This is a genomic window from Haladaptatus sp. HS23 (assembly GCF_056892285.1).
This window is the reverse complement of sequence record NZ_JBXGLH010000008.1, coordinates 27,900-41,711: the sequence shown is the minus strand read 5'-3', so window position 1 is coordinate 41,711 and position 13,812 is coordinate 27,900. Positions and strand designations below refer to the sequence as shown.

Below are 13,812 nucleotides of genomic sequence, written 5' to 3'. Positions count from 1 at the left end.
AGGATGATTCGTGCCATATCGTCCAATGCCAGAATTACAGTGGCCCTCGGAAAACGGTTACCAGCCCGAACATCTCACAGAGTGCCTACCCACAGACCGTGATTCAAACACTCATTGATGCGTCGGAGTCCCAGTACCTACAGAATATTGAGCGAAAGGGAGACGCAGAAGCGTGGCTGGGCGACGAACCACGATATCACATCTACAAGGCCTGTGATGAACTATTCCAGGCCCGTGACCAGGCACAGATCGGCCAGTATTACGAGGCGCTACCAATGTTCGCAGATGCGCTGAATCATATCGCGTTCGCGATGGATATTGCGAAAAAGCACGGTGAAGATCACCGACATAGAGACACGGAGGGGCGCAATGTCGAGTGAGCACATGATTATTGAACTGAGAGACGTCAAAATAGGTGGGGTTCCAATCGAGTTTGAATCAGCAGTGTTGCGGTTTGGTGGTTCCGATGAGTAAACAATCAACAGAAGGTTCTGACCGAGATCCGTACGTGAATGATGTTCTTGCGGACCTTCATACAATCCGTATGCTCATGAATGATGGGCGGCCGTTGGTTGCACTGAGCCACGTGAATGATACCATCGACAGACTCGAGGATGAGACCAATGAGTGAACAATCATCACCCAGTACTTTCGAGCGAGAGAGACTACCGTACTGCGTATCACCGTCTCGGAGAATCCACTTGAGTAGCGACAAAGAGACCCCCGATTGCGGCCAAGTGATCGGAGGGAAATGGGCCTGGATTCACGAAGAAGAGTTTCTGACTCCGGAGGAAGTGGCAAAGAAGTACTGTGATCAGAGCTTCTGTACGAAGTGTTTCGATAACGCGTACAAGCTACGAAAAATTGCACGGGAGGCATTCGATGACTACCGAGGAATCTGAACAAGACCAGGAGAGATCCCGACAAGAGAGTCCCGACAAGTACGAGGTGATCAAAGACGGCGACTCGGTGGACGATTGTTTCGTGCTCGAACCGGAAGATGATCGTGCTGCACGCGCAGCGCTGAAAGCCTACGCAGCGACAACCGATAACGACGAGGTAGCCCAGGAGATCCGCGAACGATTCGGCCTTGAGCAGAGCCCTCAAGAGAAATGGGAACAACACAACGAATCGTTCAACTACGTCCCGCCAGAGTTGCCTGGGGATGCATGGTCATCAGAACAGTACCAGGAGCTCTACGATCGCTGTATTCGTCGCGAGGTGAACTGGTTCTGCACGAAGTGCACTGGTCAAGGCCCAATTGGTAGTCTTGAGAAGGCTCGACGGCACGTCGAGAAAAAACACGGCCATGACCTAGTCAAAAAGCACGAGACACCTCGGGAGGAGCAGACCGCCGCGACAGATGGTGGAGAAGACGCGTCGACCGACAAAGACCGAGCGTCGCTTAACCACGGACTCGGGGATTTTTCCGGAGAAGATGATGCCTGAGAAGACCAGTCTCGAACAACGGATGTCAATTGGGTCGGTCGTAGAACAACTGGAGAACAGTGTTGCCACGGATGGATCCACGGACGAAATTAAGAACCCTGGTCTCTCTTTTTCGGATGCGATGGTGAACCTCCAGAGACAAATGCACCGATATGGGGAGTTGATGAGCGCCATCAGAGAGACGTGCGAAACCCCGGATACAGTCGAAAATGAGGCCCCAGAATGAGCCAACGTCGAACAATTAGAAGGACGAAGGTGAAAGAGACCGGGAGCATTCCCAAAGGTTCTGAAATCATCCATACTGAAGCCAGAGGTGGAACTGGCCCACTGCTTGTGTGGTACCTCGAACCACTAGAAGAAATCGGGAGCAGTGAAGTAGTTGATCCCATCAGTGTTGTGGAGTGTCCTTCGTGTGGCCGACTTATTCGAACAGAGGATGAGGATGCAGTTCAGTGTCCGATGTGCGACGAGGAGATGATCATAAATGCCTAGCAAGGATGAACTTCTCAAGCAGATAATCGACGACCTCCTTGGGGAGACCTTTAGAGAAGACGATGTACCTGGATACGCCGGCAGGATCTTCTGGAGGGATGGGGAGTTTTTCACCGGGAAAGTCTATGCCCCCCAAAGGTTTGCACAAGTTCGATTTCGAGAGGCAAGCGCCCACGAAGACGGAGATCTCACGGTTTCTGCAGTCCGTTGGATAGACACCTCAAACCCAGAAAACCCATCTGGGGAATGGATGCATTCTCAGGTGGCTGATGAAGGCCCTGTAACCGAATCAGAGAGCGATGTGGAGATTCGGATTTATTACGGGGGCGACAGAGAGCCTATCGGGGAAATGTATGGTGATTATGCGGATTTTGCCCGAATGACGACACGGGATATTGTGGATACCATTACATCCACATTCGAATCGCTTGTCGACGAGCAAACACAGTATCGGCTCGAGATCGACGAGCTGTCCCGTCCAACAATTGCCTTTGAATGGGTACCATTCAGCACCAATGATGAAGCAATCAAGCAGGGTTTAGAGAATCAGGCTCGACTCCTAATCCATGAGTGGAGGAAAAAGTGAGAGATCTATCAGAGATTGCAGGCGACAACGCCGGGGCCGTTGTCGGGATCTGGGCACTGACCGGTGTGCTGCTTACCGTCCTGTACTATGGAACTGACGTCTCGAAGACTCTCATCAGTTCCCTCGCAGTATCAGTGTTCTTCGTAGGTGTTCTGACGATCAGTGCGTCCTACGTCTTGGTACGTGCTGCTGAATATCGGGAGAAGAGGCCGTGACGCTCGAACTACACACGCCGATCGTCACCCATCCGGACCTGCCAGATGGAATCCCTCTCATCGCGTCATTTCACGATGATCGCAATCGATTGAGCTACTACCACCCGTTACTCGAAACGTTAGACGATATCCAGACTCCAGCCACCACATTTGTCGGGGTTGACGGTGGGACAGATACCTACTTTTCGGCAGAATATCGGAAAGTCACTCGTTTCATGCAGCGGCTCAACGCGACAGAAGCCTTTGTTCGAAGCGACTATTCGTCTGGGAAGTACGATGGAGAGGCTGGCTCAAAGATCACCTCCCAAGACCCACTCGACATTGAGACGACGGTGCTCGAAATGTTTCGGCAGCTCTCGCTTGGGAAGCGGCGGATTGGTGGACGAATCGCTATCCGTGAATGGATCCCTGTCGCTGCAGAAGTGCGCTACTTCATTCGAGATGGAACAGTACTCTATCGGGAGTCTCTCGACGACGTGGACGAATGGCCAGATGACCTTGCTGAAACCGTCGCGTCAGAGATGGACACGTTCGCGTGGTCGTTAGACTTCATCCAGAGCAAGTCGACAGGAGAGTGGTATGCAATCGATATGGGGTTGGATGGATTGTATCCCAGTGATGGGTCGTGGATTGCGATCTCCGAGCACCTTGATCAGCCATATTCTCCAGAACGGTTTGCTGGCGAATTGCCAGCCCCAAACCGCTTCGACATTCTCTAACCGGTACCTTTTTCCCCATGCCTAACCAAGCATGGTATGAGATCTAAGGATGGATCCACAACCAACAGAACCAGAAAGAGAGAGTGAAGAACTGCCGGACTGGGTACCCGATCATTACGATCCAGATTCTCCCCTCCGTGACCGCCTGCCGATCATGGCTAAGATAGACGGTGGTGTAGAAGTTCGAGTGGGAGATGACGACGGATCGGTGATTATCCTCGGCAAGCCTCTCGAATGTGTCGAGAACGGATCGGGAACACTGACTCTCAAAGTCGGTGGTGAGCCCCATAATTGGAAATATGAGATTGTAGTTCCTGCAGAAGGATCTGATAGCGACCCATTCGTGAGAGCGGTGTCGCTTGACATGCCCGAGGAAAAAGCCATCGCTGATCGAGAAACGCTACTCGAAAATATCGATGTCAGAGTCTTTGGTGTCGATACCGACCGCCTTAATCAATAATCATGAGTCCAACCACAAAACAGACAGAAGAATCAAAGACAGATGGTGCTGACATTGAGATCTGTGTGAGGAAGACGAGGAAGGGATGTAAAGTCATTAGATACGACGGGACAGGATTCGCTGATGGGATCTATGCCAAACGAGTCCTAAAATATCTCTACGGAGAGAACGCCGAAGAGAGAGCAAACAAGTATGCCCATAACAGGGCAGAAGGCAATGAGAATGTCCGAGTGATCGAACTAGGTGATCGGCGGTGAACGACCCAGCTGCCGTTGATCCCAGTGATTACGAGGACACGGTGGGGTTCACTGACAGTGAAGGGAAGTGGATTACCATGGCGGAGTTGCAACAGAAGTACGGGGACAGTGCCGAGGTAGACGTCCGTGAGCTGGCAGAGGAGCTAGACGACATCGGGATGGCCCGGACACGTCGAGATGAGGATGGGAACCCAGTCTCAATCCAACTTTCCCAGTTCGCGGTCGACCTAATGGAAGCGGAAGGGAACGACGAGGTTGTTGCGGTCTACCTCAAACACGGTGAGGAACCTCCGGAGTCAGTCCGCAAGGAGTGGCTCAGACGGTTCCGGGAGAAGAAAAATGGCAAGTGATCAATCATCCCCTGGAACGTATCAGAACCCGAAAGAGCTCTTCGAAGAGGTTGCTAATCGTGCCTACCGACGTGAAAACATCGTCACGGGAGTAGAAGACGATCAGTTTGTTCTTCGAAGGCCCTATGGAGAATCAACCCTCGTTGGATGGCAAGAAGACGGAGATACTTACGTCGTTGGTGCGATGTGGAACAAGACAGAGACTGTTGGCCGTCACGCACCGAGAGAGAAAATCAGACAAAATGAGTGTCTCAAGTGCGTATTGTATCGGATGAACGTGAGCGATCCGAGCGATTCTGAGGACACGGTGGACCAGATTGTGAGCGATATCAAGAACGGCCGATACGACGAAAAGATCGATACGGGATATCTCAATGGCTACCGTGTGTCCGCGTTAGATGATGTCCTGGATGATGTATTCAAGTGGTACTAATGATCAATAGTAATCCAACAATAGACGGCCGAAAGCCCATGATGAAGTCGTACCAACGTCCCTACAACTGCAAGCACGAAGAATGCAACTGGCGTGGGACATCGATGGGAGACGCTGAAGACCATCACATCAGAGAGGGGCACCGAATAGAACTGACGACGAGTACGCAGCATAATGTACAGGTGTTTCCAACAGATGCCGAGTAATGGATCTGTAGAACGTACTTCGCAGGTGAGACAATGACGACAGACATGAACCGGTGTGACTGTGGATGGGAAGAGACTCGTAACGAAGACGGGTTCAATCCCAATCGGAAAAAATGCCCGCGTTGTGGGAACGATTTCTTCGAAAGAGAGGAAATTCGGTGGTTCCTGTGATGTCCGTGGAACGAACCGAACAGGTCGGTCTCGACAATCCGTGCGTAGCGAATGCGGTCGCTACTGCCTATGATAAAGACGGTGACTCGCTGGACGACATAAACCCGAGTGACGCGGCAGTGAAAGTCTACGGTGATGAGTTGTCGGCTTCGATAGTGACGGAAATATCGACAATATCTGACTGGGGTAACATGGTCCTCCACAATTTGGAGAAAGAGCATCCATTAGACCAAGGGGAGCCGACTGAGTTCCGTCGTAGTCTCGTGGCTGTCGTTGAGGTACTGATAGACCGCAAAGTACCGTTCCCGTCCATCATTTCGGACTTAGATGTCGTCACGGAACGGTTCGCGGATGGTCCTGCCGAGGACATTCTCGCGTGGTGCCGAAATAAGGATGGCGAGTTGCCATGACTGACGCTGGATACGAGGCGGGTGTCTACCAGAAAGCGCTCGATCAGTGGGGAGAGGAAGCCCAAATCTGCATGGGCATCGAAGAGTGCAACGAACTCTCGTTAGAACTCTCCCGCCTCTACCGTGGTCGGACTACCAACGAGGAGATTGTCGGAGAAATCGCCGACGTGCTCATCATCGCCGAACAACTCGCACTCGTGTTCGGGGAAGACGCGGTCGAAGCCGAGAAAGAGAGGAAGATAGCGCGTCTGAACGACCGGCTGGAGGACTGCTAAACATGGAGGGAGGGACTGAATACGAGTACGACCGGAACGTCGTCGAGTCTATCGAAGACTTGGCAGAGGTCCGACTTTCCGGGGCGTTCACGCTCGAAGTAACGGCGTGGGACGACGGCGACTTTCGAGCGGAAGCGTACCACACGATAGACGCAACGTACCCATTCGAGGCAGAAGCTCGGGACGAAGAGCACGGACTATCGTTCTACCGTGAACGAATCGCGTTCTCGACGACAGGGGACGCGGAGGGATGGCTTCGCCACGAGGTCGTCCGCTGTTACTGTGGAGAGACAAAGGCGCACGTCGTCTACTCCGACCGATTCTCGGGCTACACTCCGAATTGGCCCGCGCCTATCGAAGACGATGATGAGGACGAGAACAGCGGGCCGCGTATCCCGTATCAAGGGAGGTTCGCGTGATGCCTGTTGAGTCCGACGGGGGTATTCAGCGGGACACTCTCCTTGGTACATTCAGACGGTACTGGAGACGGTATGTGACCAAATATGGGAATGCTGAATCAATGATTCAATCGGGTGCTCGAATGGAGTTGTGTCCGACGTGTGAGAACCAAACACCAGTGTGTGAAAGCGATGTCAACGCATATGGTGAGATCTGGTCCACGTCGATGTGCCTGTGGTGCAACGAGGACATCGCGAAGCGTAATAATGAGGTGTATTCCGTTGACTGGTAACACCGAGACAGCCACACTACGAGTATGGCGTGGGAGAAAACAAAGCTACGGGACAGCCGACGAAACATATGATTTGCCGGTCCACAACGGTGTGCGTCGGCACGAAGCAGAGACTGAAGTTCTCTGTAACGACATTAGCGTCCGTGGATGGATTGGGTTTGAAGTAACGAACCTCCCGAACAGCGTAGAATTGATCACGCTATACGTCCACGCAGACGACTCGTTTCACGATCCCCATCCGCTTAACGAGGATCCGGTTGAACGTGGACTCGTATTCGATGACGAACCATCGAAAGCGCACATTGACCCACCTGTTTTCAGATTGGACGGGATCGTTGAATGCTATATTGAGCAAGGTGTGAGACGATGAGGGGACAAGACGAGCGGAATACTGGTTACCAGTTCGACCTTGTGGACAAAGAGGCGTACGAAGACGGAGACTACATGGCCCAGATGGGAAACTACGACTCCCGTCACGAAGCGGTCGGGCTCAAGGCATTCTTTGAGCGTGAATTCGGCTACGACTACGAGGTGCGTGCGTTTAACTCCAAATGGAGTGAGGCAGAAGAACCAACCGTCTGTGACTGGTGTGGCTTCGAAGAGCATTACATGCCACTCGTCGGGTGGAGGTTCCCAACCGGATACGGACCAGACGACGACCCATACAATGGCCCTCACAGTGGAGGAGCATTCTGTTGTGAGGAATGCAACTACCGATGGGAATGGCACTACCATCCAGAAGTGTTTCGGGAGAAAGCTGAGGAAGGTGACCGAGAGTGGACACGCACACGTCTACCCCCGAACCCCGAGAAGGAAGAGATAGACCGTCGAAAGGAAGAGAACCACAACATAACGGAGTGGTCCGCGTGACTTCAGAAACACCCTCTCGGGTACAGCGTGGATTGGAAGAACACCGGTTCCATAACGAGAAGTACGGCGGTCGTCCGTACCCAATGGGGCCACTTGGAAGAGCAGAAACGGGTCCACCAGCTGCAATTGGTTTTTGCTCGTTTTGTGGAACGAACGCACGAGCAACGACGGGAACACGTGGTGTGTTCGATTGCCCCAGATGCGTTCACATCTGGTACGATAGTCGGATAGGAAAGCAAACACGGTCGTTTGAGGACTACTTCAGCAAACAATGACAGAGAATACCGAATCGGAAGATATCACAGAACAGCTTCGAAATGCAACGCCGCCTGGGGAGTACGACAGCGAGACCATGCGTGACGAGGATGGGCGCACAGAGGCTGGCGACGAGTACTTCAAGAACATACTGCTCTACGCGGCGAGTGTGTATTTCAAGGCAGCAGAAGAGCACGAAAGAGTCCGAGATGCCCTGCTTAAACACCAGGAGGATCCGGGGGAGATGGACGTCGCCAGTACAATAGACGACGCACTGGAAGAGGAAGACCCGGAAAGAGAACAGGAAATAACGGATATGCACCTGTCTGGGTTCTATTGGATTCGTGCACAACGATATGCGTCGAAGGCACTTGCGGAGGCTTACGATGGCGAGTGAATCAAAAGAGACGAGGTCGGAGAGCAAACACTACCAGACGATTGCGGACGATTCGCCTCGTGGAGAGAAGTACCTCGACGACAGGACACAGCTCGCATACGTCTACGATGGGTTGTCGCTGCAGGCGATCCTGTTCAAAGAAGAGGAGGTCAAACGGTATCGTGAGAACACTATCTTCGACGTGAGTCTCACACCTGCAGGAGAGGCACGATGTGGTGATTCTAATGACTGACGAGACACCACCAGCAGAACAGACCGAACGCAATTGCCCCGATTGTGGTTCCGTGATGGATTGCACGGACACGAGTTACGTGCTACTGTGGATATGCGACAACGGAGATTGTGGGAACGCAGAAAGTTACTGGCGTGTTTACGACTGGGACATCTTCGGACAAGTAAAGCGGGTTCAATCGGAAGTTGGGCAGAAGGCCGCCGAACGTCTCGCTAGCGAATTCAAGGATGGTGTTCTCGCGTGAATTTACTTCACTACGGGATCCGAGAAGGCTACATGCTCGTGAAAGCCGTTGTGTATCCAGAGACGGTGAATTGCTGGCTCAAATGCCAGACCCATTCGTGGTCCGGGAAACTTCCTGAACCGGGATGGCCATCCAAGCAGTGCACTGAGTGTGGTCGAATCGTCCGTGGCTGCGGAATATAAATAACATCCTCGAACAATATTCGATCAACAATGATTTGTGAAGAATGTGGATCGCACGACCTGAGATGGGGTCATGTGATTCGAGGGAGGGTTCGATCAGGGTATGCCTGTAGTGAATGCGGGCACGAGAAAGTCTTGTGAAGGATTTATGCTCATCAAAAGCACACCACGTCAGAAGATCGAGGAAGAACTGAGTATAGAGGACATAGAGACCATTGTAATCCAATTCCTAAACGAAACGGCGGACTACACTGTCGATCGTGAAGAGCTGTACACCAGTGTGGAGGAAGTTCCAGACGACGAAATCAGTCCAATCGGTTACGAGATGGTTATTTGGACGGAGAACTACATTCATACAAAAATGTATGATGATAGTGCAACTGGTGATCCCACATGGTTCAAAAAGTTTCCTCGTAGACCAAAAGATTGGAACCAGTAGAGAGTGATCATCCAAGAGTATGGCAAGTGATCTAATTTTTGGAGTGGCTGTGGTTGTGAGTTTCTTTGCAGGAGGATCAGCAGCAATATTCTGGGTACTGCAGGGGATCTCTGAGACGGTAGAGGACCAAACCGGAATGCGCGTTGATTTGGGCGATTTGCTCCGTTGAGACCATGACCAAGTGTGAAATTTGTGGGCAGCCGCTTAATACAGAATGGGCATTCAGACTCGCGGAAGGTAACGAATACAACACCCATGGGCCATTGTGGTTCTGTTCAGAAGACCACCGAGAAGAGTATCGAGAGCATCACACTCGGTCGCCATATCTGAAGCAAAATCGGCCGAATGACTTCGATGGTGAATTAACTGCTGTCGATCACGGAGATTGGTGTGGAGATACGTTCGAGTGATATCGAAGCCAATCGCAAGTTATAATATATCGCGGGTAATACATGGGAGTGAGGACGGACCACAATGTCAGAATCGCAGGCCTCGAACCAGGCCACCATAGCAACGCAGACCGATGTACCACACATAGATACACTCGTTAGTAGCGACCTTGACGAAGCCATCCAAGCCCAGCGGACAGTTCTCGTCGACACGCCAGAGGTGGGAATGGAAGGCCAGCTAGTACAACCGAGTCAGCTGGAGAAAGGAGACGCCCTTCATATTGAATGGACCACTCACAGATCTGGCGGTGAGTACCGCTATTCTGGCGCTCCCGAGGTTTGCTACGGAGTCGTGATCAAGATTGAGAATGGCCGCTCCAGAATCAGAATTGGTCCGGAGAAAACGGCCACATTCCAGACGCAAGGCGGGAACCATCCACTGGTGCTTGGTGTCGGTGACACCATCGGCCATCAGAACATCCAGTCTCTCGTCCGAGTGGATACGGGTGTTGACGATCCGAACACCTACAGTGAGAATGTCCCTGATGAATTTGCAGAGATTGAGCCATTCGAATTGCTCAAACTCCACTTGCTCACACGAGAGGTTCGACAGTTTCAGTTGACGTCCATCAACCCGGCGACCGGGAAGATTACTGGACGTCTCTCGAGTGGGGAAGGCACGATCCAAGCGAGCGACGCGACCATCGAAGAGACTGATGCAGGACTAGTGCTCACTAACCACGATCAAGACACACAGACACTGGTCGACAGTGTCGAATCAGATTTCAAGATAACGCACTGACCGCGGATAACCAAACACGAGATAGAAGACAGATGATATCACAAAACGATCCCAAAGACGGCAGTAGCGGTAGGCAACGATCTCCATCCGATACGATTCCCGAGGGGGTACTGACGGATGAGTAACGAAGTAAGCAACCAACAGCCACGGCCATTGCGGCGGTGTGTTTGGAAGCTCAAGAAGACGCTTCTGTATGGGGGCGTGGTTGTTGGTCTCTTAGCCGCATTCGAAGTCTACCATCGTCCGTTACCCGAGACGCTCACCTTCGTTCTCACTTTGCTAGTGTTGAAGGGGATGATGCTCTGGATTATCACCGCGTTAGCGATTACATCGGGGTACTCGGATACGGGCTCACAGATTCTCTCGAAGGATCGAGAGCGCTGTAAGAAAACCCGCAAGTACCAATGGGCGATTGTGTTCGTCGCGAGTGTCAATGCCATCATCTCTGCGCTGTTTGTATGGTTGATCCATGGAGGAACACTGTGAACACACTCATCTCGCCTGATCGAATCTTTCTGACGTTGTTCACAATGGGGATGGTCCTCGTGCTGCTCAGTGTCCCTGCATACCTCTTTGGAGTGCCACGGCATTCCGACCTCGTTCGTGGAGGGCTTGGAATCGTCTTTATCCTGGGTAGTTTGCCCTTCAACTACGCGATGTTTCTCAACGAGCAGCGAGAAAAGCCTCGCTGGTGAGTTCATCTTTTCGTGATCCCATAGTTTGGTAATTATTCTGTTTTGTGAACTGTATTCGTTATCTTTAAATATCCGCGGGTGAATGCATATGACGAGGATGGACCAATGCAAGCGAAGAACCACCATAACAGAACCACTACAGGCGGGCGTACAGAACCCAGTACAGGAGAAGACAATGCTTGAGGCCAGTAGTATCTTGTTCCTTTGGACTGTTACACAGATCATTCTCCAAGCCACACCCGAACCAAGTGCGCTCCACTTCGAAGAGCTAGTTATCCGGTTCGTCACCCTGACTATCCTCTTCGGAGGGGGAGGGCTTGCAATCCACTACGGAGAGCTCTACTTCGAATCAGATGGAGAGCAATCGATGCGCGAGATTATCCGCGGAAGGGAGCACTGATCACAATGTGTGATTTCAATCCAGACTGTGAGGAACAACCGATTAGTACGACTGTCTGTGGGCCAGAGTCCGCGAAAGTGAGTTGTTGTGGGACGATTGTTCCAGCAGCGGCAGTGATCAACGAGACAGATGATCCGAATCAGCGAGAAGATAAATGAATACCAGTAACCAGATCCGCGAATCTTCTCGACTCGTAGAGTGGGGAAAATTAGGCTGTGACGTAAGCATTGTGCTAAATATCGGGGTTGTTGTTAGTGCCATCCAACGAATTATACAGAGAAGTCACGTCCATCAGAGCATTTTCTATCTTGGCGTGAGTCTTTCTCTTATTGCGATGTTTTTCTTCTGTCGATCTCATATGGAGTTGCTCACAAAGAGGTCCTCAGACAATCAGCTATTAAAATAACGGTATTTGGTCTACACTAACTGCGGTGTATTTATATACCGCGATACAGAATCGTGATATGAATACAAATGACCGACACGAAACCAGACGCCTTTCAGCGACCCGATGACGAGGGGCGCGTCTTTCTCACTCCTGCTGAAATCGAAGCAATCGTGGGGGTCGGAGATCGGAATCAGAGTACCGTCTACAAGCTCAAGAATACAGCCCATCGACGTGCGGTAAAGCGCCTTCCGTACGAGCTCCCGATTTTGAAAGAGCACTACCCGGAATTCTATGACGACGTCGTTGAACTGATCTGCGAAGATGCTCAATTCGACCTTGGACAATCAGAGTCTGCCCACCAGTCGGTTGTCGAGTCCCATGAACTATCGCCAGAAGAGGCGGAGGATCTAGAGGTGGGACTGAGTATATCTCACGGCGGCTCGGAGGACAGCTTGGTGAAAGGCAAGGATAACGAGCCAGCAACCTACCATCTTGTCAAAGTCGTCGAGCCGCCAGAAGCAGATTCCGATCAGTAATTTCGATTCACTATTCCGATCGTGTCATTGTCTGTTTGAGTGAACCGTATTCGGTACTTTTAAGTTCGGCTAGCGTGAATACAGAGTAGATCGCGAGTATCCGCACTTGCGAGAGGACGGACCAAACAGAACCATGAATACGCTAACACCAGAGACTCCTCAATATCGATCGAGGATTCGTACAGTGATGAATCTCCTTTCAGAAGGAGATCGAGTGATGATCAACGATTACGGGAAAGAATTCACCGTTATCGACCGAAGTGAATCCGATTCACGAACGCTTCTTTCGCTCGAATCGAAAGAAGGTGACGAAGAATCGCCGTATCTCGTCCAAGTCGGCACGGAGCAGAAAAGCTGTCCCGCACTCGTCTCGGATCACGATTCCCCGGTCGTCCATTCAGTGAAATCTGTTGCACCGAGCGACTCGGTTGATCGGCTCATTACAGAAACGCTCGCGCTCCCATCAGGAGGGGCATAGATGCAGGCTGGAAAGATCGGGATTGTGACGGATGGGGCGCTCAATGATATGGGTGCCTTGGATATGAAGTCCACGAGCGATGCCTTAATTCAGGGGGAAGAGCACGAACTGGTCAAGATGGCATCGATCAACCAATCCATCCAAGCTGACCTCGGTGCTTCAGGAACAAACGCGGTCGAAGGTCGTGCAATATGGGATGAGGTTGCCGAAAAGGAAGGTGCCTTTGACGATGGCAGTTCCGTGGTAATCGGCGAACGGGAAGTGAAGGACCGGAAGTACACCGAGTTTGCAGGCATTCCAACCCCGGATCACAACGACCATGACGGATTTATGCTTGCATCATCGTCTGCTGGGTCGTTCGTCTTTGACCTTGCATCGCATTCTCAAGTCAACTGTACGATAGAGTCTGCGAAACTCGATTTGCATGCATTCCTTAACGACAATCGCGACCGGTTGATGGTTTACGAAACCGGTTGGAGTGACCCACTAGAAGAGGATACAGGCAGATCAGGAGTGAAGTGGGCTGACGATAAGATGACAGACAAAGAAGTGAATGACGCACTTGAGAAATCGTCGGTCACGACACTTGACGTCGATTACATGGATGAACTTCGACGAGTCTCGTTAGCAGAGTCTGGGTGGGTAGAAGTTTACTCACCAGAGATGGAGACGACCGAGTATATCCGGTATCTCATCGACGAGATCTTGCCGTATGCGTCTCCGCCCGATGCGGACGATCTCTAAATACTCGAAGTATCGTTGTTAGACACCGATTTCACGCGGATTCACTA

Annotated in this window: 26 protein-coding genes; all 26 read left to right on the top strand. The window is 51.6% G+C overall.

Going from position 1 to position 13,812, the window contains the following annotated elements; genetic code table 11:
- The first annotated feature begins 98 nt into the window (after positions 1 to 98).
- Positions 99 to 380, top strand: coding sequence for a hypothetical protein (locus AC1XDK_RS19840; RefSeq protein WP_483351706.1), 282 nt, complete (start codon positions 99 to 101; stop codon positions 378 to 380).
- A 502-nt stretch (positions 381 to 882) separates the two neighbouring features.
- Complete coding sequence (locus AC1XDK_RS19835; protein ID WP_483351705.1) at positions 883 to 1,449, top strand: hypothetical protein; 567 nt, start codon at positions 883 to 885, stop codon at positions 1,447 to 1,449.
- On the top strand, positions 1,442 to 1,675 hold the full coding sequence (locus tag AC1XDK_RS19830; RefSeq protein WP_483351704.1) for a hypothetical protein: 234 nt from the start codon (positions 1,442 to 1,444) through the stop codon (positions 1,673 to 1,675). The genes AC1XDK_RS19835 and AC1XDK_RS19830 overlap by 8 nt, the downstream gene beginning before the upstream one ends.
- On the top strand, positions 1,672 to 1,941 hold the full coding sequence (locus AC1XDK_RS19825; protein WP_483351703.1) for a hypothetical protein: 270 nt from the start codon (positions 1,672 to 1,674) through the stop codon (positions 1,939 to 1,941). The genes AC1XDK_RS19830 and AC1XDK_RS19825 overlap by 4 nt, the downstream gene beginning before the upstream one ends.
- On the top strand, positions 1,934 to 2,527 hold the full coding sequence (locus tag AC1XDK_RS19820) for a hypothetical protein (protein ID WP_483351702.1): 594 nt from the start codon (positions 1,934 to 1,936) through the stop codon (positions 2,525 to 2,527). Before AC1XDK_RS19825 ends, AC1XDK_RS19820 begins: the two co-directional genes overlap by 8 nt.
- Positions 2,512 to 2,742 (top strand): hypothetical protein, encoded by a 231-nt coding sequence (locus AC1XDK_RS19815; protein ID WP_483351701.1) that lies wholly within the window; start codon positions 2,512 to 2,514, stop codon positions 2,740 to 2,742. The genes AC1XDK_RS19820 and AC1XDK_RS19815 overlap by 16 nt, the downstream gene beginning before the upstream one ends.
- On the top strand, positions 2,739 to 3,461 hold the full coding sequence (locus AC1XDK_RS19810) for an ATP-grasp domain-containing protein (protein ID WP_483351700.1): 723 nt from the start codon (positions 2,739 to 2,741) through the stop codon (positions 3,459 to 3,461). Before AC1XDK_RS19815 ends, AC1XDK_RS19810 begins: the two co-directional genes overlap by 4 nt.
- A gap of 49 nt (positions 3,462 to 3,510) precedes the next feature.
- On the top strand, positions 3,511 to 3,921 hold the full coding sequence (locus AC1XDK_RS19805; protein WP_483351699.1) for a hypothetical protein: 411 nt from the start codon (positions 3,511 to 3,513) through the stop codon (positions 3,919 to 3,921).
- 2 nt (positions 3,922 to 3,923) lie between these two features.
- Positions 3,924 to 4,178 (top strand): hypothetical protein, encoded by a 255-nt coding sequence (locus AC1XDK_RS19800; RefSeq protein ID WP_483351698.1) that lies wholly within the window; start codon positions 3,924 to 3,926, stop codon positions 4,176 to 4,178.
- On the top strand, positions 4,175 to 4,528 hold the full coding sequence (locus AC1XDK_RS19795; protein ID WP_483351697.1) for a hypothetical protein: 354 nt from the start codon (positions 4,175 to 4,177) through the stop codon (positions 4,526 to 4,528). The genes AC1XDK_RS19800 and AC1XDK_RS19795 overlap by 4 nt, the downstream gene beginning before the upstream one ends.
- On the top strand, positions 4,518 to 4,961 hold the full coding sequence (locus AC1XDK_RS19790) for a hypothetical protein (RefSeq protein WP_483351696.1): 444 nt from the start codon (positions 4,518 to 4,520) through the stop codon (positions 4,959 to 4,961). Before AC1XDK_RS19795 ends, AC1XDK_RS19790 begins: the two co-directional genes overlap by 11 nt.
- 376 nt (positions 4,962 to 5,337) lie before the next feature.
- Positions 5,338 to 5,748, top strand: coding sequence for a hypothetical protein (locus AC1XDK_RS19785; protein WP_483351695.1), 411 nt, complete (start codon positions 5,338 to 5,340; stop codon positions 5,746 to 5,748).
- Positions 5,745 to 6,023: a hypothetical protein gene (locus AC1XDK_RS19780; protein WP_483351694.1), complete on the top strand. Its 279-nt coding sequence runs from the start codon at positions 5,745 to 5,747 to the stop codon at positions 6,021 to 6,023. The genes AC1XDK_RS19785 and AC1XDK_RS19780 overlap by 4 nt, the downstream gene beginning before the upstream one ends.
- A 2-nt stretch (positions 6,024 to 6,025) precedes the next feature.
- Positions 6,026 to 6,442 (top strand): hypothetical protein, encoded by a 417-nt coding sequence (locus tag AC1XDK_RS19775; RefSeq protein WP_483351693.1) that lies wholly within the window; start codon positions 6,026 to 6,028, stop codon positions 6,440 to 6,442.
- Between the two features lie 638 nt (positions 6,443 to 7,080).
- Positions 7,081 to 7,584 (top strand): hypothetical protein, encoded by a 504-nt coding sequence (locus AC1XDK_RS19770; protein WP_483351692.1) that lies wholly within the window; start codon positions 7,081 to 7,083, stop codon positions 7,582 to 7,584.
- 271 nt (positions 7,585 to 7,855) lie between these two features.
- Complete coding sequence (locus AC1XDK_RS19765; protein WP_483351691.1) at positions 7,856 to 8,236, top strand: hypothetical protein; 381 nt, start codon at positions 7,856 to 7,858, stop codon at positions 8,234 to 8,236.
- On the top strand, positions 8,226 to 8,468 hold the full coding sequence (locus AC1XDK_RS19760) for a hypothetical protein (RefSeq protein WP_483351690.1): 243 nt from the start codon (positions 8,226 to 8,228) through the stop codon (positions 8,466 to 8,468). Before AC1XDK_RS19765 ends, AC1XDK_RS19760 begins: the two co-directional genes overlap by 11 nt.
- Positions 8,461 to 8,712: a hypothetical protein gene (locus AC1XDK_RS19755; RefSeq protein ID WP_483351689.1), complete on the top strand. Its 252-nt coding sequence runs from the start codon at positions 8,461 to 8,463 to the stop codon at positions 8,710 to 8,712. Before AC1XDK_RS19760 ends, AC1XDK_RS19755 begins: the two co-directional genes overlap by 8 nt.
- 285 nt (positions 8,713 to 8,997) lie before the next feature.
- Positions 8,998 to 9,333 (top strand): hypothetical protein, encoded by a 336-nt coding sequence (locus AC1XDK_RS19750; protein WP_483351688.1) that lies wholly within the window; start codon positions 8,998 to 9,000, stop codon positions 9,331 to 9,333.
- A 474-nt stretch (positions 9,334 to 9,807) separates the two neighbouring features.
- Positions 9,808 to 10,524, top strand: a complete 717-nt coding sequence (locus tag AC1XDK_RS19745) for a hypothetical protein (protein WP_483351687.1) — start codon at positions 9,808 to 9,810, stop codon at positions 10,522 to 10,524.
- Positions 10,525 to 10,641: 117 nt separating this feature from the next.
- Positions 10,642 to 11,010 (top strand): hypothetical protein, encoded by a 369-nt coding sequence (locus AC1XDK_RS19740; RefSeq protein ID WP_483351686.1) that lies wholly within the window; start codon positions 10,642 to 10,644, stop codon positions 11,008 to 11,010.
- On the top strand, positions 11,007 to 11,219 hold the full coding sequence (locus AC1XDK_RS19735) for a hypothetical protein (protein ID WP_483351685.1): 213 nt from the start codon (positions 11,007 to 11,009) through the stop codon (positions 11,217 to 11,219). The genes AC1XDK_RS19740 and AC1XDK_RS19735 overlap by 4 nt, the downstream gene beginning before the upstream one ends.
- A gap of 88 nt (positions 11,220 to 11,307) precedes the next feature.
- Positions 11,308 to 11,619, top strand: coding sequence for a hypothetical protein (locus AC1XDK_RS19730; protein WP_483351684.1), 312 nt, complete (start codon positions 11,308 to 11,310; stop codon positions 11,617 to 11,619).
- Between the two features lie 474 nt (positions 11,620 to 12,093).
- Complete coding sequence (locus AC1XDK_RS19725) at positions 12,094 to 12,543, top strand: hypothetical protein (RefSeq protein WP_483351683.1); 450 nt, start codon at positions 12,094 to 12,096, stop codon at positions 12,541 to 12,543.
- A 217-nt stretch (positions 12,544 to 12,760) separates the two neighbouring features.
- Entirely contained in the window at positions 12,761 to 13,021 is a 261-nt protein-coding gene (locus AC1XDK_RS19720) for a hypothetical protein (RefSeq protein ID WP_483351682.1), read from the top strand.
- On the top strand, positions 13,022 to 13,765 hold the full coding sequence (locus tag AC1XDK_RS19715) for a hypothetical protein (protein ID WP_483351681.1): 744 nt from the start codon (positions 13,022 to 13,024) through the stop codon (positions 13,763 to 13,765).
- Positions 13,766 to 13,812: the final 47 nt, after the last annotated feature.